Origin of the sequence: Streptomyces sp. NPDC059900 (assembly GCF_050270335.1) — a bacterium.
GTDB lineage: Bacteria > Actinomycetota > Actinomycetes > Streptomycetales > Streptomycetaceae > Streptomyces.
Genome location: NZ_JBNNJZ010000823.1, coordinates 1 through 2,794 on the forward strand (window position 1 = coordinate 1; position 2,794 = coordinate 2,794).

At 73.1% G+C, this 2,794-nt stretch carries 4 protein-coding genes; 1 reads left to right on the forward strand and 3 read right to left on the reverse strand.

Annotated features, from left to right (window positions below; all coding sequences use genetic code 11):
• Both ACQKIP_RS44475 and ACQKIP_RS44480 read right to left on the reverse strand, forming a co-directional pair.
• A partial coding sequence (locus tag ACQKIP_RS44475; protein WP_427745600.1) for a tyrosine-protein phosphatase occupies positions 1 to 90 on the reverse strand: 90 nt, incomplete at its 3' end.
• On the reverse strand, positions 87 to 803 hold the full coding sequence (locus ACQKIP_RS44480; protein ID WP_427745598.1) for a TetR/AcrR family transcriptional regulator: 717 nt from the start codon (positions 801 to 803) through the stop codon (positions 87 to 89). The genes ACQKIP_RS44475 and ACQKIP_RS44480, both read right to left, overlap by 4 nt.
• A gap of 106 nt (positions 804 to 909) precedes the next feature.
• Here ACQKIP_RS44480 and ACQKIP_RS44485 point away from each other — a divergent pair, with 106 nt between their 5' ends.
• The gene (locus tag ACQKIP_RS44485; protein ID WP_365854715.1) at positions 910 to 1,896 is read left to right on the forward strand and encodes an NAD(P)-dependent alcohol dehydrogenase; all 987 of its coding nucleotides are present in this window, start codon (positions 910 to 912) and stop codon (positions 1,894 to 1,896) included.
• Here the strand turns inward: ACQKIP_RS44485 and ACQKIP_RS44490 are convergent.
• Positions 1,865 to 2,794, reverse strand: a 930-nt coding sequence (locus ACQKIP_RS44490) for a DNA-binding protein (RefSeq protein ID WP_427745599.1), incomplete at its 5' end; no start/stop codon positions are given. The two genes, ACQKIP_RS44485 and ACQKIP_RS44490, sit on opposite strands and share 32 nt — an antisense overlap.

Here is a 2,794-nt window from a genome sequence, read left to right on the forward strand (position 1 = left end):
GCCCCAGCGCACCGTGCGCCCGTCGGCGGTGCGATAGCCGCCCAGGTCACGGAAGTTGTGCAGGCGCTCGAAGTCTATGTGTCGTCTCACCTGCCGGATCTTATGTGGTCGAGCTTGAGCACAACCGGCTCCGGCAGGGGCCCGTGCGGGGCGGTGCGGTCGGCGCGGAAGGAGTCGATGAGGTAGGCGACGAAGCGCCGGGATGCGGCGGCTGCCGCATCGGCGGAGCCCACGGCGACGCCGCAGTTGGCCATGAGGATCAGCGCGAGGTCCGCCGGATCGAAGTCGGCGCGCAGCCGGCCGGCGTCCTGTGCGCGCCGCACCAGTCGCGCGAAACCCTGCTCGGCGCGCACGCGTTCGTGCTCGTGGTCGTTCGCGTCCGGGAACGCCGTCAGGAACGCCGCGGTGAATCCGCGGTCCTCCACGTGCATGGCGCACACCTTCTCGACGACCGTGCGGAATCCGCGCCACGGATCGGGGTCCGCGAGGGCGTCGTCGACGAGTGCCGTACAGGCGGTGAACTGGTCCGCGAAGACCTCCGTGACCAGGGAGTCGCGGGTGGGAAAGCGGCGGTAGAGCGTGGCCACGCCGACGCCGGCCCGGCGGGCGATGGCGGCGATCGGCACATCGAGGCCGCGCGCGGCGAAGAGTTCGCGGGCGGCTTCCATGATGAGGCGGCGGTTGTGGAGCGCGTCCGCACGCAGCCCGGCCCGCGCGGGCGGCGCGAGGTCCGTCGTCGGCGTGCGGTCCGCTGTCGGCGCGGGGGCCGTCGTCGGCCGCATCCGAGAGGAATCAGCAGGCATGTTTCTCACATTAGCTCAAGCGGACGGCCCTCTCCGTTTAGCGGGTTAGCGTCGCTGTCGGTGACATCCGGCGACCACAGACAGGGATACGGAAACGATGAGTGACATGCGTGCGGCGCTGTACGACAGCTACGGCTCTCCGGAGGTCCTGTACGAAGGCACGCTCCCCAAGCCGGTCGCGGGCCCGGGCGAGGTCCTGGTGCGCGTGCAGGCCGCCAGCGTGAACGGCGGCGAGCTGATGGGCCGGGCGGGGAGGATACGGCTGGTGACCGGGCTGGCCGGGCGGGGCTTTCCCAAGCGCACGGGGATCGACTTCACCGGCGAGGTGGCGGCCCTGGGTTCTCCCGTGCCCGGTCTGGCGGAGGGCGACCGGGTGTGGGGAGCCCTGGCGCGCTCCCGTGGCTTCGGCAGCGCCGCGGAGTTCGTGGTGGTGCGCCCGCGGCAGCTGGCCCTCGCGCCGGCCGGTCTCGACCTGGTCCGGGCCGCGGCCCTGCCCGGCGTCGGCACGACGGTGATCACGGCGCTGCGGGACAAGGCACGCCTCGCGGCGGGCGAGCGGCTGCTCGTGCGGGGCGCCAGCGGCGGTGTCGGGAGCGTGGCCGTCCAGCTCGGACGGGCTTACGGGGCACATGTCACGGCGCTCGCGGGGGCGAACAACCTCGATTTCGTGCGGGACCTCGGAGCCGACGAGGCCTTCGACTACGCGACCACCGGCCCGGCCGATCTCGGGCCCTTCGACGTCGTACTCGACGCGGTCGGCACGGAGTTGGGCGCGTACCGCCGCCTGCTGGCACCGAAAGGCCGCATGGTGTCGGTCACCTTCGACAGCCGGCGCATGGCCGCCTCGCTCGCCTGCATCCTCGGCTCCGCGGTGTTCGGTCCGCGCCGGGTGCGGCTCTTCAGCGGCAATCCCGGTCATCCGCTCTTCGCGGAACTGACCCGGCTGACGGAGAGCGGGGCGCTTCGTCCCGTCGTCGACACGGTGTACCCGCTGGCCGACATCGCCGGCGCCCACCGTGCGCTGGAGGCAGGCGGCGTGCGCGGGAAGTTCGTGGTCGACGTCAGGGGCGCGCAGGCGGCTGCCTCGGGGTGAGGGGGTGCGGCGCGGGCAGGCACTCCCGCAGGAACACTGCCGCCTCCCGCAGCGGTCGCGGCGTGCCGGACCGTCCGAGCAGGCCCGATGCCGTCCGCTCCAGTGTCTGCGTGGTGCGTACGGACCCGATACGGGCGGCGCCCGGTGCGAGCCCGGCGATGAGATCCTCCGCCTCTCGCCAGGCCCCGGCACGCGCCAGGACCGCCAGGAGTTTCGCGGCGAACAGGGTGCGGTAGGAGGGGCCGGGCGCCGCGACCGCCTCGTGGAGCAGGTCGATGGCCTTGTCCCACTGGTGCAGTCGGGCATGCACCCAGCCCTGGTGGCCCAGCAGTTCGGTCCGGTCGATCCACCAGGCCCAGGGAGGATCGCGGCGCGAGACACCCTCCAGGAACAGGCACCGGGCGCGGGACATCAGGTCCAGGGCGTCCCGGTGCCCGCCCAGCAGGGCGATCGCGTGTGCCTGGCGGATCCTCACGAGGCCGGCGACCCTGGCGGGCAGGGCCCGCGTCCCGCGCGCTCGTGCCGCTGCCCGGAGTGCGGTGTCCGGCGCTCCCACATGGGTCTGGAGCATGCTGTCGTTCAGGAGCACGAAGCGTGCCGTCCAGAGATCACCGCAGAGCTCCGCCAGGGCCAGGGCGCGGGTGTTCATCCGGTGGGCCGCGCGGTAGAAGCCCGCGTCGAAGAGGATCCACCCGATGACTTCGCCCAGTTCGGCGAGCGCGGCGAGCCGGTCGCCGTCCTGGCCGCACAGGCGCCCGGGTGCGTCGGACAGTTCGGGGATCCGCCGCACGGCCTCGCGCACGGCGGGCAGCGCGGAGGTCGCGCCGGATTTGGCGTCGAGGGCCACCAGGCGTGCGATGTCCGCGTGCAGTCCGGCTGCGCCACGAGGGTCTATCGG

Excerpts from the sequence above, each read along its gene's own strand:
- ACQKIP_RS44480 (WP_427745598.1), bottom strand. The coding sequence starts at position 803 with ATGCCTGCTGATTCCTCTCGGATGCGGCCGACGACGGCCCCCGCGCCG.
- ACQKIP_RS44485 (WP_365854715.1), top strand. The coding sequence starts at position 910 with ATGCGTGCGGCGCTGTACGACAGCTACGGCTCTCCGGAGGTCCTGTAC.